17 protein-coding genes and 2 pseudogenes are annotated in these 14,602 nt (G+C 58.1%); 8 read left to right on the top strand and 11 right to left on the bottom strand.

From position 1 onward, the window contains the following. Window positions 1-57: 57 nt before the first annotated feature. From BLR25_RS21525 to BLR25_RS21930, 3 genes are all read left to right on the top strand, one after another. Window positions 58-210, top strand: coding sequence for a hypothetical protein (locus tag BLR25_RS21525; RefSeq protein WP_218122655.1), 153 nt, complete (start codon window positions 58-60; stop codon window positions 208-210). A gap of 155 nt (window positions 211-365) precedes the next feature. Continuing rightward, window positions 366-1,130 carry a substrate-binding periplasmic protein gene (locus BLR25_RS07180; protein WP_091935969.1) on the top strand — a complete coding sequence of 255 codons (765 nt, stop codon included), beginning with the start codon at window positions 366-368 and terminating at the stop codon, window positions 1,128-1,130. A gap of 234 nt (window positions 1,131-1,364) precedes the next feature. After that, window positions 1,365-2,120 carry a hypothetical protein gene (locus BLR25_RS21930; RefSeq protein ID WP_425438684.1) on the top strand — a complete coding sequence of 252 codons (756 nt, stop codon included), beginning with the start codon at window positions 1,365-1,367 and terminating at the stop codon, window positions 2,118-2,120. A gap of 71 nt (window positions 2,121-2,191) precedes the next feature. On the opposite strand, the pseudogene BLR25_RS21925 reads toward BLR25_RS21930, so the two are convergent. After that, window positions 2,192-2,329, bottom strand: a pseudogene (locus tag BLR25_RS21925) (transposase); the annotation flags it as partial. A gap of 112 nt (window positions 2,330-2,441) precedes the next feature. Here BLR25_RS21925 and BLR25_RS07170 point away from each other — a divergent pair. Further along, a pseudogene (locus BLR25_RS07170) lies at window positions 2,442-2,871 on the top strand (integrase core domain-containing protein); the annotation flags it as partial. A gap of 137 nt (window positions 2,872-3,008) precedes the next feature. On the opposite strand, the gene BLR25_RS07165 reads toward BLR25_RS07170, so the two are convergent. From BLR25_RS07165 to BLR25_RS07155, 3 genes are all read right to left on the bottom strand, one after another. Continuing rightward, window positions 3,009-3,989, bottom strand: coding sequence for a helix-turn-helix domain-containing protein (locus BLR25_RS07165; protein WP_091935963.1), 981 nt, complete (start codon window positions 3,987-3,989; stop codon window positions 3,009-3,011). A 134-nt stretch (window positions 3,990-4,123) separates the two neighbouring features. Further along, on the bottom strand, window positions 4,124-4,675 hold the full coding sequence (locus BLR25_RS07160) for a YgjV family protein (RefSeq protein ID WP_091935961.1): 552 nt from the start codon (window positions 4,673-4,675) through the stop codon (window positions 4,124-4,126). A gap of 54 nt (window positions 4,676-4,729) precedes the next feature. Then, window positions 4,730-5,593: a transporter gene (locus BLR25_RS07155; protein ID WP_091935959.1), complete on the bottom strand. Its 864-nt coding sequence runs from the start codon at window positions 5,591-5,593 to the stop codon at window positions 4,730-4,732. Window positions 5,594-5,800: 207 nt separating this feature from the next. Here BLR25_RS07155 and BLR25_RS07150 point away from each other — a divergent pair, with 207 nt between their 5' ends. The 4 genes from BLR25_RS07150 (at window position 5,801) to BLR25_RS07140 (ending at window position 8,281) form a co-directional block, all read left to right on the top strand. Further along, entirely contained in the window at window positions 5,801-6,781 is a 981-nt protein-coding gene (locus BLR25_RS07150; RefSeq protein ID WP_091935957.1) for a helix-turn-helix transcriptional regulator, read from the top strand. Window positions 6,782-6,989: 208 nt separating this feature from the next. Continuing rightward, on the top strand, window positions 6,990-7,154 hold the full coding sequence (locus BLR25_RS21235) for a hypothetical protein (protein ID WP_176785793.1): 165 nt from the start codon (window positions 6,990-6,992) through the stop codon (window positions 7,152-7,154). A gap of 44 nt (window positions 7,155-7,198) precedes the next feature. Next, window positions 7,199-7,600, top strand: coding sequence for a hypothetical protein (locus BLR25_RS07145; protein WP_091935955.1), 402 nt, complete (start codon window positions 7,199-7,201; stop codon window positions 7,598-7,600). A 9-nt stretch (window positions 7,601-7,609) separates the two neighbouring features. Beyond that, complete coding sequence (locus BLR25_RS07140; protein WP_091935953.1) at window positions 7,610-8,281, top strand: GntR family transcriptional regulator; 672 nt, start codon at window positions 7,610-7,612, stop codon at window positions 8,279-8,281. Between the two features lie 219 nt (window positions 8,282-8,500). On the opposite strand, the gene gspK is transcribed toward BLR25_RS07140, so the two are convergent. From gspK to BLR25_RS07105, 7 genes are all read right to left on the bottom strand, one after another. Further along, window positions 8,501-9,424, bottom strand: a complete 924-nt coding sequence (gspK, locus tag BLR25_RS07135) for a type II secretion system minor pseudopilin GspK (RefSeq protein WP_091935951.1) — start codon at window positions 9,422-9,424, stop codon at window positions 8,501-8,503. After that, window positions 9,421-10,029, bottom strand: coding sequence for a type II secretion system protein GspJ (locus tag BLR25_RS07130; RefSeq protein WP_176785791.1), 609 nt, complete (start codon window positions 10,027-10,029; stop codon window positions 9,421-9,423). The genes gspK and BLR25_RS07130 overlap by 4 nt, the downstream gene beginning before the upstream one ends. Continuing rightward, entirely contained in the window at window positions 10,007-10,375 is a 369-nt protein-coding gene (gspI, locus tag BLR25_RS07125) for a type II secretion system minor pseudopilin GspI (RefSeq protein WP_176785790.1), read from the bottom strand. The genes BLR25_RS07130 and gspI overlap by 23 nt, the downstream gene beginning before the upstream one ends. Further along, entirely contained in the window at window positions 10,365-10,892 is a 528-nt protein-coding gene (locus BLR25_RS21520; protein ID WP_281245570.1) for a GspH/FimT family pseudopilin, read from the bottom strand. Before BLR25_RS21520 ends, gspI begins: the two co-directional genes overlap by 11 nt. Continuing rightward, on the bottom strand, window positions 10,864-11,292 hold the full coding sequence (gspG, locus tag BLR25_RS07115; RefSeq protein WP_091935943.1) for a type II secretion system major pseudopilin GspG: 429 nt from the start codon (window positions 11,290-11,292) through the stop codon (window positions 10,864-10,866). Before gspG ends, BLR25_RS21520 begins: the two co-directional genes overlap by 29 nt. A 13-nt stretch (window positions 11,293-11,305) precedes the next feature. After that, window positions 11,306-12,508: a type II secretion system inner membrane protein GspF gene (gene gspF / locus BLR25_RS07110; protein ID WP_091935941.1), complete on the bottom strand. Its 1,203-nt coding sequence runs from the start codon at window positions 12,506-12,508 to the stop codon at window positions 11,306-11,308. 148 nt (window positions 12,509-12,656) lie between these two features. Further along, window positions 12,657-14,591 (bottom strand): tannase/feruloyl esterase family alpha/beta hydrolase, encoded by a 1,935-nt coding sequence (locus tag BLR25_RS07105; protein WP_176785789.1) that lies wholly within the window; start codon window positions 14,589-14,591, stop codon window positions 12,657-12,659. Window positions 14,592-14,602 lie beyond the last annotated feature (11 nt).

Below are 14,602 nucleotides of genomic sequence, written 5' to 3'. Positions count from 1 at the left end.
GGGGGGCTCTTATCGATGTGCCTAGCAAAAGCTGCTTGGCAGGAAGTGGACACACTCATGCCAAAAAGTAGCTTGATAAGCGTAACCTGGTCCGCCAAGCTCGATTACGACGATTCATTCGCATATCGCGAAGATAGCGCCTTGACTGCATTCCTGGTCTTCGGCGCGGAAGCACGAGCTACTGACGATATCGATCCGGAAAACGAATAGGCACCATAAAATTTTGCGACCCTGGATGACAAAGGCACTTCATTCACATAACCTTAAGTGACGGAAGCCGGGCCAAAATCGTGGAAAGAGCGAGCTCTGCCGGATGACAAAGCGATTTTCCGTGTGCTCCGCGAGTTTGCGGAAGGGTACCTCAGATGGTTTGGAAAAGGCTTCTGGCGCTGAGCGCCTGTTTTGTTGGTATGGTGTCGGCGGCCATGTCTGACACGATTCTCGTTGTCGCTACTAGCGAACACCCTCCTTATGTCAGTGAGCGTCCGGAACAAAGCTTCTTGACAGACCTGTTCTTGGAGATAGGGAAGCAGATGGGGGTGACTTTCGATTTCAAATACATGCCGTGGCGCCGATGTGAAATTGCGGTCGAGAACCATAGCGCCTGGGCGGCAGTTCCCTATGTGCCCACGCCGGAAAGAACTCAGAAGTTCGTTTTTTCTGCGCCGCTGTACAGCAAGCAAACGAAATTCTTTTATTACAGTGTCGACGGAAAGCGAAAGACGATTCCATTTGCGACACTTTCTGATTTAAAAGCATATCGAATTGGCGGTGTGTTGGGGTATTTCTACGAGACGATGTTCCGGAATGCCGATCTTCAAGTTGACTATGTCTCACAGGAGGAGCAGAACTTCAGGAAACTCCAAACGGGTCGCGTTGATCTTGTACCCGCATTGGATTTTCTAGGATGGCATATTATCGGCAAGATATTCCCGCCAGAAGAACAAATCAGGTTCTTCACTTTGGAAAGGCCACTGCAGGTTGGCGATAATTACCTTATGACGTCAAGGGATTATCCCGACAGCGAACTATGGCTTGGCCGATTCAACAATGCGCTGAGAAATGTAAAGGAGAGTGGGGTGTATCAGAAGATCGCGACGAAACACGGCCTCGTCCTCGATCGGAAATAGGTGAGTCAGAGAAAGGTTCCGGTCGGCACACGCAACCGGCGGTTGCTTAGGTTTCTAGCCTATTTGAAATAGAAAAATTGATGCCCACACGGGTGTTACACACAAGAAAAGATATGCTGTCATAATATTATGAATATAAAGCGTTACAAATTTTAACTACGGAGCCCTGTCCACTCTGCCAACAACAAGCAGACGCCTTGCACTGTCATTACGACGCTGCAAGGCGTTTTTGCTATGAAACTGTCACACGGCAATGCTACACACGGCGAAGAAGAGGCGGGCCTCCCCAAGGCGCCAATAATGCCTGCTGCGCAACCCGTGAGGGGCCACGTCACCATTGGAACGGACTACGCTAAATCTCCTGCGATCAGGGGCTTGTTGGCTTGGTTTCGTGAGAAGGAGAGGATTGCTGGCAGCCGGGTTGGAAAAAACGGCGAAGAAGAGAGAACCTGGTTCTATCGCCGCTTTAAATCGACTAGGATCGACGACGTTTTCATTCAAATGGGCGCGTTTGTCGCGTTCGTCAGGAAAAAAATGACCGATCAGAAATCAATCATCGAATCGTTGCCGGGCGATAGCGAAACAGCATCGTCCGAGGTCGATGCCGATGTGCCCGCTTGCCGAGCTTCGGATCGGCAGGAGATTGAAGCCGAGAGTTGTCTGGCGCTGCTTAGCGAGCACGAGCGTCAGCTAACGCGACGTCGTCGGGCAGAGAAGATGCTCCTCTGTCCCGGATGCGATCGAAAGATCGGCCATCCACACTTGGTTCTCAATGCGGGTGCTTTGCTTAGGATCAGGAACGACGCCTGTCTGGACGACGGACTGTGCGGATTCATGAATTTCCGGTGGCACGATCACGAAAACATGGGGCGTCCCAGCTTCAGTGTCGAGGAAAGCATCACTCCTGGCCAAATTGAGTTGTATTTCCACAATGCCGACTGCCTTCGCAAATGGTTCAACGCCATTACAGACCATCTCGGGGGTAAATGAGGCTGCAAAGCCCGTTCCATCTTTACGAATTGGTCGTAATTCTGGTGCTGTCCCGCTTCGGCCGGCTGATCATACTCCTTCGGCCATTGATACAAGCGATGCAGGGCGGCGTCCTGCCGTCCCGCTACTTCTGCGACGGGATGTTCATCTTCCGTTATCTGTTCGATCGCCTCGACCTTGAATTCGTCCGTGCAGCGCTTGCTGCTCATAACACTTCCTTGTGCCTCGAGTTCAAGGCGTAAGGGTGTTCACAGATTTCAGGGCGATTCAGTCTCCCCGTAATTGAGTAGCAGCCGGAATTAGAGTCCAATCCCATAGACGGATGACGCCGCGCACGAGGCGGTTCCGTCGTTCGGGAACGAGCGATTGGCGGCGAATCGCTGACTCGGATATTGGACCGGCTCTGGTTCGAAAGGGGGTTGCTCCGCGTGATTCGGACAGACAACGGCAAGGAATTCTGCGGCCGTGCCATGCTGAACTGGGCACATCAGCGTGGTGTGCAAAGCGACAAATACAACCCGGCAAACCGAATCAGAATGCTTACATTGAATCGTTCAACGGACGCCTACGCGACGAATGCTTGAATGAGCATTGGTTTGTCTGCTTGGGCCAAGCAAAGACAACCATCGAAGTGTGGCGCCAGGAATGCAACAACGAACGACCCGAGAAATCTCTTGAAGGACTTCCCCCGGGCGCAGTGCAGACCCCTTTGAGCCCGGCTTGTCGTCATCGGCGACGAGACAGCCAATAATTGCTTGGCGAGGGCTGCAGATGGCTTGGCGCCCCCCTCCGAACGCGACCGCTGAATGACTTCAACCAAGATTCAGGTGCGAGACGCAGTCAGTTGCGTGCGCTGCGGCCCAGTTGTCCCTCCCCTAAAGGGAGCGGCTATCCGTCCGCCGCGTGCAGCTTCCTGAATTGATCGGACAGGGAGTGTGCCAAAGCGAGCTTGTTCGAGACGCCGCGTTTCAGGTAGGCGCTGTGCAGCTGATTGCGGACGGTGGCGGGCGATCTCCCGAGTTCTTTGGCGATCTCCTTGTAACTCAAGCCTCGCACGGCGAGCTGCGCGACATTGCTTTCGGCTTCGGTCAGGTCCTGGCAGCGGCGGCGCAGCGTCAGCAGGATGACAAGATATCGCTCATGAACCGTGCAGTGTGCGACGAACGTCTTCCCAAGATATTGTCTTGTGCCATGGCGGCGCAGCGTGCCCATGAATGAGGCGGGAAGAATGGGCGGCCCCCAGTTTTCCCATTCGCCCGTCAGGACTTCAATCGTCGCTTCGTCGAGGAATTGCAGACATCCGTCGAATCCCGCCAGCAAACTGATTTGCCGGGATGTCGCCTTGGCGTTATCGATGTTTATCTTTTGATTGATTGCCCTGGCTTTGAAGAAGTGAGGAAGAATCAACTCCGACGATTTCTTGTCCTTCGCATCATACGCATCCTTCGGGCGGGCTCGCCACAAGGAGATGGTGTCGAGATTGAATCGTGTGATGCCATTGTCGACCAGCGTGAGGCCGTGGGCAACTTCGAACTTCTTGCAGTACTGACGCATGTCCGGCTTGTTTCTGTTGTCGAACCGCGCGTCGGCAATGATGCTGCTTCCCTTGTTCCTGGCGGCTTTGAGAAAGAGACCGTCTTCGCTTCGGAGATTGTTCCGTTCAAGCAGCTTGTCGATCGGCTGATTATGCAAATGAATGGATTGCACGCGAACGCCGTGTTCGGGTGAGTAAACAATCCCCATGATTGCCGCGGAATCGAAGCCGATATACTCTTTTGTCAGTTTCAGCGCGTGGGAATCGAATTCGGTCAGAGTGCACTCATGGGCTGCTCCGTACAATTCCAGGACCAATCGGCTGAATTGTTCCATGATGCTTCTCTCTATCGCAGGTTCTCGAGGGTCAAGCGCTCAGGACAGTCATTCAGTCCGCGAGGAATGGGGCAATTCCACGTCCTGGCCCGTAGCCACGCCGGTCCTGGAAATGGATGACGAAAATCTCATCGTCATTGCGCGCGGTCGAATGCCATGCCTTCCTGATCCAGGGCTGATTCCTTCCGCAGCTTCCTTGCAACGAAATGATTGATCGTCAGCTGGATCATGCTGGCCGCCATATGCGGCCAACTGCCAACCAGCGCCGAGTGGATCAGCCATATCCCGCCGATCGGATAGAGCCATTTGCGCAAGCGATAGCCGGTCAGGAAGAAGGCGCAGTAGGTGAGTAGCGCCGTCGCCAACCAGGAAAGGAACGATGGCAAGCCCGTCCAGGTGTAATACAGGCCGATCAGAAAGCTCAACTCAAAGATGCAGAGGCAGATCAGCTTGGTTTTCAGGGGTTTGCTCAGGAGCCAGGTGGCGCACAAGTATCTCAGCCCCATGACCACATAGAGGACGGCAGCCGTCGCTGCGCCGGGAATCATGCAGAAATGGATCGACCAGATGAAACATGCCAGCGCGGAAACCAGCCGGAGGCGAACGTCCGACTTGAGTCCGACGGCGATAAATCCGATCAGCAGCGCCGTCAAGCCGACGATCGAGGGGAGCGATGCAGTCACCATAAATTCCACCCTGCGGAAAAAACGAGGCGCTAGTGTCTCGACAAGCGGGAATTATCAAAATGCATAGGTATAGGACAATGCCAAGCCCTGTAACCGGGTCGATACCTTCGAGCTGTTGACGTTGTTTTGGTAAATCAGCTTGACCAGCTGATTGTTCGCGAGCATGTAACCGGTAACGAAACCGCTGGAAAAGGAGCGTTGCGAATTGTTCATGCTGCGATTGTTCAGCACGGCTTCGCCGCCATTGACGAAGAAGGTATCAAGACTCGCCCAGAGCTTGGAGCTGACGTTGTAGCTGAAATGAGTTTCCGCGTGATACAGCGTCTTTTGTTCGAGCGTATTGTTGGTCAGGTATTCCGCGTTCCTGCCGTACTGGGTGCCGCCGGCAATGGCTTCGAGAAGCAGGGCATCGCTTCGCCATGCCGTCTGGATTTCGACTTTTTGCGCGCTTCGGTTCGATCCGGTGTTCAAGGCTTTTGTTTTGTCATAAGTGCCTGTATTGCCGTAGAAAGTCACGGCGCCGGCGGCTGAAAACCCGTTCTTGTCGAACTTCTGGAACGCCTCGCGGGATAAGGCCGGCATGTTATAAAGCCCGACGCCGAGGACGATGCTGCTGTCCGACATGCCGCTTGCCGTTGTGTCCGTAACGCTGTGCCGGTTCAGTCGGGTATAGGGCGTCGTCACCTGTAGCGCCCCGAGCGTCCCGAGCAGATCGAAATAGTGCGTGAGTTTGATCGAATCGGTCTGGTTGTCCGTCTTCACATCACGGGGTTGTCCCGGCGCGATGGTCTGGCTCTGCGCCACCCGGAATTCGGCAAGACTGGTCGAAACGGGCATCTGTACATAAGAGCGGGCATCGCTAGCGAGCGCAAGCGTAGACAGCAGGCACGACACGATGCCAACAAAATAGACAAACATGAAGAACTTTCCCCTAGTGTTTTTATAAAATGCCGGCGGTATGGTATCGATATTGAATATAAGAGTAAACTGTTGTTTTTAAATATCCTGCATAATCATTTTTGCATGCAAAAAGGAATGTCGGTAATCAAGGGTCATGCTGTCTGGCTTGCTTGTTTTTCGATTGCAAGCGCTATGAGTTGTTGATCAGAAGAGCTGGTGAATGTGATGGAACAATTCAGCAAAGTCGTCCTCGATATTTATGGTTCCGCGCACGAGTGCAGTCTGACCGAATTCGATTCGCAAGCGCTCGGCTTGATGAAACGCCTGGTGGGCTTCGATTCCGCCGCCGTTCTGGGAATCGTCTATGCACCCGAAAACGGCATCAAGGTTCAATCCATCCACCTGCATAACCAGCCCATCGAAAAGCTGACCGAGCGTCAGCATCTGAAAAGCGAAGACGGGCTCGGTGTCATGGCCTTGCGCCACAAGGGGCGCAGCATTATTGCCGACAGCCAGGTTGATAACCGGCACAAGCCCGACATGCTTGCGTACTGCAGGAAATTCAACGTGGCTCATGGCCTGACACTGATTGACGAGGGAATCTCAAAATTCAATCTGGATACCATTTCCTTATGGCGCGCCCGTCCGAAAGACGCGTATGACGCCACCGACAAGAAGCTTTCCGAACTGATCATTCCTCATCTTTTCAAAGCGCGGGCCATCAATCAGAGAATCCATCTGAAACATGACGAGCCCCAATTGCAAAGAATCAGCCTGCTCAGTGGCTTCGATGGCAGCCTCCAGTTCGCCGACGCGCCGACGATCGCGGTGCTCGCGGCGGAATGGGGCAACTGGATTCCGCCGATTCTCCCGGCCTTGTTCATGGAGGCGCTTCGGCGCAGCAGTAGCAGGCAATATCTTGGCAGGACATTCAACGCGACCTGCACCGTTCACGACCGTTTCCTCTTCATCCAGTTGACGCTGCATCCCCGGCGCAACGGTCTGACCCAGGCCGAAACGCGGGTTGCATCGCTCGCCGCCAAGGGGCTGAGTTACAAGGAGATTGCCAGGGAAATCGGAATTTCTCCGGCGACCGTGAGAAATCAGTTGCACAGCATTTATCTGAAGCTCGGCATCGCGAACAAGGCAGCGCTGGCGCAGTCTTTTTCGGCCGAGATCCGGCTGCTGCAAGCGCCCGTGGCATAGAACATCTGTTCTATATTCATCCGTCACCACCTCCTCTACCATTCGCGCACGAATTGACTCAATCCTGACGTACACGGCTTCTGCTCGATTGACCTTTGCCAGATGTCATACGGGCAAGAACGCCGCCGGTCGGGGTGGAGGAGATTCTTTCCCCGGGGTATTCCTATCGGATACTCGCTACGAAAGTTGCTTTGTGTGGAGGTGTCAATTGAGTTTCGCCACTGGTTTTGCCGCGCTGTTCCTCCTTGTCGCCTGCATCAATGTCGCCGGATTCTTCCGCATTCGTCTTGCGCGGAGAAAATTTGGTCTGCCGGAGATGACCCCCGCAGACAACGCGTTCGAAGGCGAACTCTCCGTTCAAATGGCGCAGTAGCAACGCCGGTTCTCAACTCGCGCCGGCTATCGAGGGAGGAATACATGGTCGAACATAGCATCCAGGGCTGCGAACTCGTGTTGCGTTACAGCGGCAACAGTTCGCCAAGCGAAGTCCGTTTGTCGCTCCTGCAGCAAGACAAATACATATGCAATGACGAAGTGACCGATTTGATCGCGGACTTCAATCGTTGCGAGAGCAACGCCGTTTTTCCGCAGATTCTCGAAGAAATCGCCTCGTGCGTACGGATCGCGACGATGACCAATCCGCAACTTCGCGTGGCGGTGGTCACGGCGAAACCCGAGACGATGTTGCAAGCCGAAGTTTCCCCCGTGCTCGGATCTTTTCACTATCCGATCAAACTGGTGGATTCGAGCGAGACCGCGCGTGTGTGGTTCAAGAGCACGCCCTTGCGCTCAAAGCATGCGGCAATGCTGCAAGCCTGAGCGCCGGTCATGGATTGCAAGCGGCAGTGTGATTCGGTCGCCGGTCGGATTGCCGATGCGATCGAGGAAAACATCATTACGGGCGTATTTCATCCAGGCGCCCGCCTGGATGAAATCTCGCTCGCAAAGGACTTCGGGGTTTCGCGCACGCCGATACGGGAAGCCTTGCTCAAGCTCGATGCATTAGGAATGATTCGCCTGACGCCGCGACGCGGAGCAAGCGTGACCGTCACACCGCCCGATATGGTTTATGAGATGTTCGAGGTCATGGCCGGCCTCGAGTCGATGTGCGCGCGTCTGGCGGCACGCCGCCACAATGACGGCGATCGCGCCCGCATCGCGGCGGCGTTGGAGGAGTGCGCGGCGGCGAGGGATAGCGCTGATTCCGAGTCTTACAGTCGCGCCAACGAGAACTTTCACCAGGCCGTTTATCTCGCCAGCCATAACCGGGTTCTCATTGAGCATACCCGGTCGCTGTCGCGACGACTGACGCCCTACCGGAAGATCCTGCTGAAAATGCGCGGGCATCTTCAGAAATCGGTCGATGGGCATTGTCTGATCGCCGACGCGCTCTGTGCCGGCGAGGGCGATCTGGCGGCCGAGCGAATCCGACAGCATGTCTTGCTGCAGGGAGAGACCTTCTCCGATTGGCTGGCCTCTCTTTCCGGCATGGCCGAATGAGGCGCAAGGTATTGGCATGGCTTTGAGCGAACGGGATCGGGCCGTCGCTGGAGCATCGTTCCATTGCCACACGCACTCCTGGGCTTCCATGCCGGGGGGCTGCAGGCGGAAGACATCTGCATCTTTTTTCGCGTGATGGCGCCTGTCGACGGCTTCTCGCCCGACCGAACTGCTTTTCCTGCAGGAGCTTCACCTGCCGAGGCCGTGCGCTGAGGCGTGTCAGCTCCGTTTCCACCAGACGACTTCAGGCATTTTGTTTCGTTCGCGAAACAGCAGTGCAAATTGGCGTAACTGCGCTTTACCGAAGACGGCATCGACTTCAACGAGGAAGTACTGGCTCTCGACGGTAAATAGGGAAGGCGGTGTCTGCAGTTGGAGCTTCTGCGGCAAAGCATTGACGAAATCCTGCCCCGAGCGGAAATAGCGCGAGGCACGTCGGCTGACGAGGCGTTCGGCCTCGACCGACGACAAGCCCGGGACGACTGCCGTCAGTACTTCCGGTGCGGCGAAATTGACATTGATGGCGGTGATTTCCGGCAGGATCGTCACCCGTGGCTCAAGGATCGCCAGCCGTTCGGGGTCGATTCCGGCGAGAACGGCGAGTTCGCAAAGATTCGCGACCGGCATCGTCCGGGTCATGGCCGCGCTGGTCTTGTTCAGTTTTTGCGCCTTCTGCCAGGAAGTGACTTGCGCAGCCAGCGCTTGTGACAGCCTTTCTGCCCATGACGACGGCAAATTGTTGGCGGCAAGCAGACGCTGCAGCGCGTCGACGCCGCTTTGGTTGATCTTCCCTTCGCTTTGCACGGCCATGAGGTTGAAGCGTCCCTGCATCTCAATCACGCGACCGCCGACACGCCCCTGTTCGACGCTCATCGACGGCACCGGCAGCGTCCAGGTCTCCATCAGATGATCGACCACGGTGTTGCGCATGTCATCGCGCAGCGAGAGTCGCGCGATGTCGACGGCGCCCCATGCCACGTTCTGCGCCGTCGCCAGATGACGTCGGTTTTGCGTTTGCGAAAGCCAGAGGCGTTCCCGCGCGCTCAATGCGAACGCCAGCGAGGCAACGAAAGACACGATCAGAATGGCCGTGACCAGCGCAATGCCTTTTTCATTTTTGCGGGGGAGGTGCCGGCGTGTCATGGCAGGTAATAGACGCGCTCGAATTGACCGTGACCCGGCATGGCCAGGCGGATGCGCATTCCCTGCGGCCGGCTTTGCGCTTCGCCGCCGGGCCAGTCGCTCCGCCAGACGCCTGCGCTGCCGAGAAACGCGGCCTCGCAGCGCTCGATGCCTTGCCATAGAACCGTCGTCTGCTCGCCGCCGACCGGTGTTGCCGCTGCCGCCGTGAGCGCCACATTGACTGGCCGCATCGACAGCGTCAGCGTCCGGTTCTGGCAACGATAGCGCAGCTGTACCGGCGTGCGGTCGCCATCCTGGCGGACGAGGTCGATGACGAAGCCTTCCGTTGCGCTGGCGCCCTGGAAAGGGGCTCCAAGCCGGTCCGGCGTTTCGCGCAGAGGGTGAGCCAGGGCCAGGGAAAAGTCCATTTCCATGCGCTCGAAGACGTTTCCCAGCGCCCGCCAGAAGCGGATTTCCGCGTCGAGCTCCGCTTTGGTCGCGGCCATTGAGTTCAGGCCGCGATAGGCAATCAGGCTCGCCAGCGCGAAGACGGTGAGCGCCACCAGCAGTTCGACCAGGCTGAAGCCGCCGACGTGGCAATGTTCAGTTCGTTTTGCGCGCCACATAGCTGACCTGACGCGCCAGATGATGTTCGGGGTCTTCCGGCAGGGAGACGCTGACTTCGACGCGACGGAAACTGGTGTTTTGCGTCGGCGTGACATCCTGCCGCCACTGGAATGTCTGCAGTCCCTGCGTGGCCTTGCCATTCCTCGTCCCGAATTCCGGAAACAACTGCGTCGCCTGAATTTCGTTGATGACGTTTTGAGCGACCCAGGCGGCTGCGCTCCGCGCCTTGAGATCGCCGATCGTGTCGATCGCCAGATACGTCGAGCGCAGCGCGGCCCCCATGGCAATGGCAATGACGGCGAGCGCCACGAGCGTTTCGAGTAGCGTGAAGCCCTTACAGCGCATGACGTATTTCGATTCTGCCCAATGCATCGGCGAGGATCTCGAGGCGTGCCGGGCCGATCGATAATGACAATGAAAAGGCATCGGACAGACCGACCGGTGAGAACGTGATGCGCTCGCCAACCGGGCGTGGCGAGCCATTGATGACGACGGATTGCAGTTGCGCGCCGCCGGCGAACCTGCCGGAAACGAGATGGGCGCTATCGGCGAGGACAACCCAGGCGTTTCGGTTGCGGTCGGCCAGCCAGAACTGATAGCCCTGGCCATCGGAAGAGAAGGCAATCGCCTGGCCGCGGATCACGGCCTCATCCCGCGCATTCTCGAGCCGTCCGGCCAGGTCTTCGGCGGCCGCCTTGAGCCGGGCGCCGTCTGTGACGTCGAGTTTCAGGGCGGCGAAAGCCAATGCTGTTGCCATAATGGCGCATACCACCAGAACTTCGATGAGCGTAAATCCCCGGCCGGTGCGGGGCGGGCGAAGCGCCTGCGCGGGGCTACAGCATCCATGAGCCGATGTCGGCATCAAAGCTTTCTCCTCCCTGCTTCCCGTCGGCACCATAGCTCATGACGTCGATCTCTCCGTTGATGCCGGGGTTGAGGTAGAGGTAATCCTGTCCCCAGGGGTCCCTGGCTGCTTTTTCCAGATAGCCGCCGCGTTTCCAGTTGTTGGGCACGGGTTCTGAAGCCGGTTTCTGCAAGAGCGCCTTCAGCCCCTGTTCGGTGGTCGGATAGCGCCCGTTATCGAGCTTGTAGAGCTTGAGCGCGGCGACGATCGTGGCGATGTCCTGCTTGACCGCGACGATGCGCGCTTCGTTGGGGCGGTCCATGATCTTGGGGACGATCAAGGCGCCGAGAATCGCCAGGATGGATACCACGACGAGAATTTCGATCAGGGTAAAACCCCGCATGGGACGGTACTTCATGAATGCTCCCCGTTTATCTGATGAATTGATTGATTTCAAATACCGGCAAGAGAATGGCCAGGACGATGAACAGCACGACGCCCCCCATCAGCAACACGACTGCCGGTCCCAGCAGACTGGTGAAGACTTCGATGCGCCGGGACAAATCGCGGGCCAGTTCCTGTGCCGCGCGCTCAAGCATGCGGTCGAGTCTGCCGGTGGCTTCGCCGCTGGCCGTAAGATGAATGAGTATTGGCGGAAACTGACGGGTGGCGGCCAGGGCGCGCGCCAGGCCCATGCCTTCGCGCACTTGCGCCGCAGCGCCGGCCGCCGCGGCGCGTTGCACACGATTGTTCATGACGCCTTCGGCCGCCGACAGCGCGGCCAATAGCGGTACGCCGCTGCCGGTAAGGATGGCGAGCGTGCCGGCGAAGCGCGCCGTATTGGCGGCGCGCTCGAAACGGCCGAATACCGGCAGGCCGAGCCGCCAGGCGTGAAAGCGGACGCGTGCCTCGTCGTTGCGCAGACTCAGGCCGAAAATGGCAGCAGCGATAGCGAGCGACAGGCAGAGCACGCCGCCCCAGTCACCGGCGAAAGCGCTGATGGCGAGGAGGGCGCGCGTCATCAGCGGCAGCGTCTGCCGGGCGCCCTGGAATACCTGGACCATCTGCGGAACGACCCAGGTGAGCATGCCGATGATGACCAGCGTCGACACGCAGAATACGACGGCGGGATAAATGAAGGCGAGGGCGATGCGTCCGACCAGTTCGGCGCGCTCCTCGAGATAGGCGGCGAGTCGTTGCATGACGCAGGAGAGACGCCCCGATTCCTCGCCGGCGCGAATCAGGGAGGTGTAGAAGCCGGGGAATACGCGCGGAGTCTTGAGCATGGCGGCCGATAGCGACAAGCCGCTGGCGATGTCGTTGCGCAGGGCCGCGATGATCCGCTTTTCACGCACATTCTCCGATTGTTCGGCGAGGACTGTCAGCGATTCGTCGACGGTCAGGCCAGCGTCCAGCAAAGCCGACAACTGTCGCGAAAAAGCGGTCAGAACGGCCTGTCCGATGCGCAGGCGTTGTCGCGCGCGTTCGTCGGTGGCTTCGGGCTGGATTCCCGTCGCCAGCAGTCCGCGTTCGCGCAGCAGCGCCCGGGCTTGACGTATCCCTTCGGCCTCGATGACGCCTTTGACGGCGCGCCCTCCGGTCGAAGGCAAGGCTTGATATTGGAATAGTGGCAAGAAGCGTCCTTGTCGTTATCGAAGCGTCGGAAACGATGACAAATTACGGTGTACTCTGCGCTGTGGCGGTCGGCGACGCATCCATTCGCGATGCGTCGCCGACGTTCTCAACGATCCGTCCCCGCGAAGGGAACGGATACGCAGGCGATTACTGACAAGTCCAGCTGGTCCCGCCATCGGTGCTCTTGGCGACGGTGGGATAGGCGCAGAGCGGACGCGTCTTGCCGATCGTCGTGGCGTTGATGCCGACCGACAGGGTGTCGGTCGTGTCCGGCTTGTACGGCGTCCAGGCGGCGGCAGCGTAGAGATAGTTCTGATCGCGAACCGTTGCCGTCACCGAGTCCGGTACCGTGCCCTTCTCGACCCAGTTGACCAATGCCGTCACCATATCGAACTTGTCCGCGGCGCGGCCGCCGGAACAGTGGTTCATGCCGGGGATTTCGAAGTAGCGGGCAAATGTCGCCGCATCCGAGTACTTGCCCTTGAGCGCCTTGTACCAGTTCTTCGTGTCATTGGACGAGAAAACGCCATCGCTGGTCCCGTGCGCGACAATCAGCCTCGACTTGCGTGCCTTGAAGGTGTCGTAGTTGATGCTGTTGCCCGACATGAAGCCGACGCCGCTATTGGCCGTCGCGTCCATCGCCGGCGTCGTGTAGAGACCCGAGGTGGCGTAGATCTTGGTCGGATCGACGGCGCCGGTCGGCACCAATGCCGTCTTGACCGTATTCATCCAGGCCAGCGCGTTGGCCGAAGAGGTGCTGGTGTCGCCGGTGATGTGGCTGTAGGCGGACATGAAGACTGCCGGCAACGAGAAGGCGCCGATCGAGACAGCCTGGCTGGGTGTCACCGCCGAGCCGGCGCCCGATGTGGCGGGGTTCGCTATGCCCAATTTCCAACTGCGCCAATCTCTGTAGCTGATACCGGCGTCATAGGGGAAATCGGAATAGAAACTGGCGTTGCTGGAATCCTTGACGCCACCGAATACCGCCGTGAGCGCGGTGATCTGGGCGGCGGTGAGGCCCGTTCCGGAATCCTTGGCGCCGGTCGCGAAGAGCGTTCCGCCCGTAATGGCGGCGCTGATCGCCGTGTCGCATGCGGCCCGATCCTGGACCAGGCCGTCGGCGGCGCCATCGAGCGCATCGCAGGTCGTCATGATCCGGCTGGCGACATAATCCATGTCCTTCTTCGTGAAGGCGTCATAGATGCTGGTGCTCAGGCTGTAGAACTGCTGCGTATCCCAGGCCTGATTGACCGCTGCCTTGGGAAGCTGGAATCCCGGGTTCAAGGCAAAAACGCCGTCGAACTCGTTGGGCAGGCGTTGCGATGCCACCATCGCGTCGCGCCCACCATTGGAGCAGCCGACGAAGTACGAATAGTTTTGCGATCGTCCATAGCGCTTGTTGATCAGCGCCTTGGCGATCGTCGTTGTCCTGGCGACGGCGTTATAGCCGTAGTCCAGACGCGCTTGCGGATCCGCTCCGAACAATGTCTGAGCGTCGGCGTCCGTGCTCGCGGTATTGGCGCGGTGACCCGAGTCCGTGCTGGCCACGGCGAAGCCACGGTTCAAGGCATTGTCTTCCGGCATGCCGGTGGCATCGAGAAGATTGCCGCGCAGGTTTCCGTAGGCGGAAGCCATGAACCCGTTCACGCCGCCGCCGCCCTGGAAGAAGAAGCGGCCATTCCAGGCCGAGGCGATCGGCAGGCGAACTTCGAATCCGATCGCATAGGTGCTGCCATCGGCGCCATGGTGCGGATCGGCCGAACCGCGGATGACGCAGTGCGCCGGCATCGGGCCCATTTTCTCGACACCGACCGGGTAACCGGAGGCGTCGGTGCCGACCACCGGACCGCTTGCCCCGATGCCGCCGGTAACGCTCGTTGCCGCGGCGACTTCCTTGACGCTTTCGATCGTCACGCCGTCCATCTTGAATTGCGTGGCGAGATCGGTACAGGCGGTTTCCGTTACGACGGCCGCCGGACTGTTGTTGCTACCACCGCTATCGAAACAACCACCCAACATCGCTGCCAGGCAGGAAGCAACCGACAGCTTTAACGCGAATCTTGCTTGACTCCCGTAACTCATTTTTTTCTCCA

Source organism: Propionivibrio dicarboxylicus (genome assembly GCF_900099695.1).
GTDB lineage: Bacteria > Pseudomonadota > Gammaproteobacteria > Burkholderiales > Rhodocyclaceae > Propionivibrio > Propionivibrio dicarboxylicus.
This window is presented reverse-complemented; position numbering and strand designations above follow the sequence as displayed.

Coding starts and splice junctions, on each gene's coding strand:
- BLR25_RS21525 (WP_218122655.1), top strand. CDS start 58: ATGCCAAAAAGTAGCTTGATAAGCGTAACCTGGTCCGCCAAGCTCGAT.
- BLR25_RS07180 (WP_091935969.1), top strand. CDS start 366: ATGGTTTGGAAAAGGCTTCTGGCGCTGAGCGCCTGTTTTGTTGGTATG.
- BLR25_RS21930 (WP_425438684.1), top strand. CDS start 1,365: ATGAAACTGTCACACGGCAATGCTACACACGGCGAAGAAGAGGCGGGC.
- BLR25_RS07165 (WP_091935963.1), bottom strand. CDS start 3,989: ATGGAACAATTCAGCCGATTGGTCCTGGAATTGTACGGAGCAGCCCAT.
- BLR25_RS07160 (WP_091935961.1), bottom strand. CDS start 4,675: ATGGTGACTGCATCGCTCCCCTCGATCGTCGGCTTGACGGCGCTGCTG.
- BLR25_RS07155 (WP_091935959.1), bottom strand. CDS start 5,593: ATGTTTGTCTATTTTGTTGGCATCGTGTCGTGCCTGCTGTCTACGCTT.
- BLR25_RS07150 (WP_091935957.1), top strand. CDS start 5,801: ATGGAACAATTCAGCAAAGTCGTCCTCGATATTTATGGTTCCGCGCAC.
- BLR25_RS07145 (WP_091935955.1), top strand. CDS start 7,199: ATGGTCGAACATAGCATCCAGGGCTGCGAACTCGTGTTGCGTTACAGC.
- BLR25_RS07140 (WP_091935953.1), top strand. CDS start 7,610: ATGGATTGCAAGCGGCAGTGTGATTCGGTCGCCGGTCGGATTGCCGAT.
- gspK (WP_091935951.1), bottom strand. CDS start 9,424: ATGACACGCCGGCACCTCCCCCGCAAAAATGAAAAAGGCATTGCGCTG.
- BLR25_RS07130 (WP_176785791.1), bottom strand. CDS start 10,029: ATGTGGCGCGCAAAACGAACTGAACATTGCCACGTCGGCGGCTTCAGC.
- gspI (WP_176785790.1), bottom strand. CDS start 10,375: ATGCGCTGTAAGGGCTTCACGCTACTCGAAACGCTCGTGGCGCTCGCC.
- BLR25_RS21520 (WP_281245570.1), bottom strand. CDS start 10,892: ATGCCGACATCGGCTCATGGATGCTGTAGCCCCGCGCAGGCGCTTCGC.
- gspG (WP_091935943.1), bottom strand. CDS start 11,292: ATGAAGTACCGTCCCATGCGGGGTTTTACCCTGATCGAAATTCTCGTC.
- BLR25_RS07105 (WP_176785789.1), bottom strand. CDS start 14,591: ATGAGTTACGGGAGTCAAGCAAGATTCGCGTTAAAGCTGTCGGTTGCT.